This window comes from Streptomyces sp. SID11385, assembly GCF_010548245.1.
Taxonomy (GTDB): domain Bacteria; phylum Actinomycetota; class Actinomycetes; order Streptomycetales; family Streptomycetaceae; genus Streptomyces.
The window spans coordinates 1-4,167 of the sequence record NZ_JAAGLR010000968.1 but is presented as its reverse complement, the minus strand read 5'-3'; the positions used below and the strand labels follow the sequence as shown (position 1 = coordinate 4,167).

Below are 4,167 nucleotides of genomic sequence, written 5' to 3'. Positions count from 1 at the left end.
GGTGTTGCCGATGAGGCCGTAGGGCGCCGTGTCACCGCAGCCCTTGCTGTTCTTCGTCGACGGGATGGTGTCCAGTGCGGTGGGGGCGCTGGGCGGTGTGTTGTACGTGGTGGACATGACGGCGGACTTGGCGTCGAACTTCTTCCAGCCGTAGACGTCACTCTCGTTGTCCGCCGACAACTCCAGAGTGATGGAGTTCCACTTGCTGGAAGCCGCGTCCTGGGCGCCCTTGGTGACGTCGAACGCCAGGTTCCCGGCCGGGCAGCCCGAGCCCCATCCCTTGGCGTCAGTGGCGTCATCCATCTTCTCGCGGCGCGTGGGGCGGTTGTTCCAGGTCGTGGAGGCACCGATGACGGCGGTGCGCCACAGGTTGACCTTGCGCGCGGTGCATGACCAGGACCACGTGTTCTTGATCCGGAACGTGGACTTGGTGACCTGCTTGTTCGTGTCCCAGAGGTTTTTGGTGTTCATGCGGAAGTACGAGCGGGCCAGGCCGTTCGTCTCGTTCTCGTAGCCGGAGCGCGCCTCGTTGGTCGTCTTGCCCGAGCCGCCCCAGCCGGCGCCGTTGAAGAACGAGCTGTTGGGATACTTCTTGTACGCGATGGTCCAGGAGTAGCGGGAGCCGTCGACATAGGGGTCGATGTACACCGGGTACTGGGTCTTCTCACCGGTCAGCAGGTCTTGGTCCGGGTGAAGTCGCAGGTTGTCGCCGTCGATGCTCACGGGCATCGCCGCCTCGTTGGCGCCGTGCGGCGGTTCGAACTCACTCGTGTCGGCGGCGGGGCCCGTCTCCTCGGCGGTGCGGGCGGCGAGGGGGGCCGAGGCGGTGGTGCTGTCCCACATGCGGGGGGTGGGCGCGGTGAAGACGAGCTGCCCGGCGGGGTTGAGCGCACTCATGTTGCCGTGTTCGTCGGCCTGGAGTGAGACGCCGTCGGACTTGAGGGCGTAGGTGAGGTTCTTGAGGGCGGGGTCGGCGGCCGCCTCGGGCGTCTTGACGACAAGGAGCTGAGCGAAGCCGGTGGCTCCGGCCCGGAGCTTGAGGTCGACGTCCGGGAGTACGTCGGGGTACGTGGCGGTGTCCTCGGCGATTGTCGGCGAAGGCAGGGCCGCAGGCCACGTGAAGGTGAGTGTGCGGCCGTCCCGCGTGATCGAGGCGAGCGTACGGTCGCCGCCGCCCCCGAAGCGCATGCCGACGCTCGTCGCCTGCGGCTGGATCGCGCCGTCCGCCTCCCGGTGGAGCCGGGTGTCGATGTCGACGAACGCGCCGTTCTGCCGCGTCCACTGGGCGACGGCGTACCGGTCCTCGGTGAACGTTCCGTCAGGGTTGGCGAACACCTGTGACGTCTCGGTCCTGCGCGCGAGCACCTCCACCGACTCACCGCTGTCGGCCGCCCGCTGAGCCGCCTCGGCCTCCGGGCTGGCTGCGAGGCCCGGCCCCGGAGGGGCGGCTGCGGCGGTCGCTGGAATGGCTGCCGCTGTGAGCGCCGATGCGGCAACAAGAGGGAGGAGAAAGCGAGTTGCGGCTCTCTTTCGCCTCTCAAGAGTTCTCTTCATTACTTCTCCTATACGCAACCTTCACGAATGCGATCGCGGCGGACTTTACCTTCCCGGCGCAAGGGGAGTGCGGTCCATCCTGTTCAGTGGCGGTGACCTGACGCCCGATCGCGGCCGCTTTCTGGTGATTTTTGCATCGGGTATGACTCAAAAAACCAGGTCAGTAGCGTCAGTTGCTATCCCGCAGGAAAAGGTAACATTTCCGACATCGCAAGTGTGTGTCGCCTGAAATCAGATGAGGGGACCGCACCGTCTTCCGCGTACGCCTTTGCTGTTGCTAAATTCTCTGACTGCATATTGTGAAGAGGAAGGGTGTGTTGTGTTCGAAAGGCGAAGAGCCTCACGGGGCAGGGGCCGGGGCCCTGAAACGGCCCCGGGAAGACGCCGGCGACGGGCCAGATGGGTGGCCGGTGGCCTTGCCGGTCTGGTGGGCGCGGGACTCGTCGGAGGGCCGGTGGCCGAGGCGGCCGGGCTGGATCTGGTGGATCTCGCGCGACAGAAACCCGTGCCAACCGCAGCCGCCAAGACGCACGGCCTGCACGTGAAGGACGAGACGCGGGGGCGTGCGTGGAAGGCCCCGAAGGTTGCCTGGCCGAAGGCCGGTGTCGCCGCCGTCACGTTGCCCGAGACAGCACGGACACGCGTGAAGGCCGACGGGCTGCCGGTCGGGATGCAACGCGCCACGGCGAAGGCGGGGCCGAGCAAAGCTGATGTCCAGCTCCTGGACCGCGAGACGACGCGTCGCATGGGCATCGAGGGGATGGTCCTCGCCGTGCGGCCGACCTCGGGCGCGGCGGGCAAGGCCAACGTGCAGGTGGACTACAGCGCCATTCGTGGAGCGTACGGAGCCGACTGGGCCTCGCGTCTGACGCTGAAGCAGCTGCCCGACTGCGTGCTCGACGCACCGGATTCCGTCCACTGCGGCACGGGGAAAACACTCGACTCGGTGGTGAACGACACTGCCGCCGGCACTGTCTCCGGCGTCGTCGCCTTGGGCAAAGCCGCTGTGCACGCGCAGTCCGATCCGGTCGAAGCCGCGCCGTCCACGGCGCGCTCGGCTACGGGTCTTTCGGCCACGAGCGGTACGGTCCTGCTGGCCGCCACGGCGTCTGCGTCGGGTGCTTCCGGTGACTTCGGGGCCACGTCGCTGGCGCCTTCGTCGAACTGGTCGGCCGGCGGTTCCAACGGTGGTTTCTCGTGGTCGTACGACATTGACACCCCGGAGGTTCCCGGCGGTGTCGAGCCGGAACTGTCCCTGGGCTACAACTCGCAGTCGGTGGACGGCCGTACGGCGGCGACGAACAACCAGGCGAACTGGATCGGTGACGGCTGGTCGATGGAGCCGGGCTACATCGAGCGCCGGTACACCTCCTGCTCGGACGACGTGAAGGACGGCAACGGCACCGACAAGAGCGGTGACCAGTGCTGGAAGTCGGACAACGCGGTCCTGAACCTGGGCGGCCAGTCGAACGTGCTCGTCAAGGACGACACGAGCGGTGAGTGGCACCTGGAGAGCGACGACGGCACGAAGATCGCCAAGCTCAGCAGCACGGACCGGGGCAACGGCGACAACGACGGCGAGTACTGGCGGGTGACCACGCCGGACGGCACGCGCTACTACTTCGGCTACAACCGCCTGCCCGGCTGGAGCACCGGCAAGCCCGAGACGAACTCGACGTGGAACACGCCGGTGTTCGGCAACCAGAAGGGCGAGCCCTGCCACGCGGACGCGTACAAGGACTCGTGGTGCCAGCAGGCGTGGCGGTGGAACCTGGACTATGTCGTGGACCCGCACGACGACGCGATGGCCTACTACTGGCAGAAGGAGACCAACTTCTACGGCCGCAACGTCAACCCGGACACGGGTGCCTCGACGGGGACCACCTACGACCGGGGCGGGTGGCTCGACCACGTCGACTACGGACTGCGCTCCGACACGGTCTACAGCAAGAAGGCCGCGGCGAAGGTCGCATTCACGACGTCGGAGCGATGCCTGAGCGACTGCGGCACGTTCGATTCGGCGCATGCGAAGAACTGGCCGGACGTCCCGTTCGACCGGTACTGCAAGAGCGGTGAGGAGTGCAAGGACCGGTACTCGCCGTCGTTCTGGACCCGCAAGCGGCTCACGAAGATCGACACCTCTGTCCTCGTAGGCGACGCCTACAAGCCGGTCGACTCCTGGGCGCTGGCCCACCAGTTCCCCTCGACGGGGGACGGTTCGTCCCCCGCGCTCTGGCTTGCCTCCATCCAGCGCACGGGCCACACCGGCACGGGTGACGTTACTCTGCCGAAGGTGACGTTCAAGGGGCAGCAGCTCGCCAACCGCGTCGAGGGAGCCACGACCGGCGGCCGCCCCGACCCCGTACCGCCGCTGGTGCGCTACCGCGTCTACGCGGTGAACACGGAGTCGGGTTCGACGCTCGGTGTCACGTACTCGGCCCCCGACTGCAAGCCGGGTGACATGCCGAAGCCGGAGTCGAACACCCGGCGTTGCTACCCGGTCATCTGGTCGCCACCCGATTCCCCGGGAGCGGAGTACGAGCCGTACCTTGACTGGTTCCACTCCTACGTCGTCACCCAGATCCTGGAGAGCGACAACACCGGTGGCGCTCC

2 pseudogenes are annotated in these 4,167 nt (G+C 67.1%); one reads left to right on the top strand and one right to left on the bottom strand.

Going from position 1 to position 4,167, the window contains the following annotated elements:
• Nucleotides 1–1,371: pseudogene (locus G3I42_RS29290) on the bottom strand (VCBS repeat-containing protein); the annotation flags it as partial.
• 688 nt (nt 1,372–2,059) lie between these two features.
• Between G3I42_RS29290 and G3I42_RS29285 the strand changes: the two are divergent.
• Nucleotides 2,060–4,167: pseudogene (locus G3I42_RS29285) on the top strand (RHS repeat protein); the annotation flags it as partial.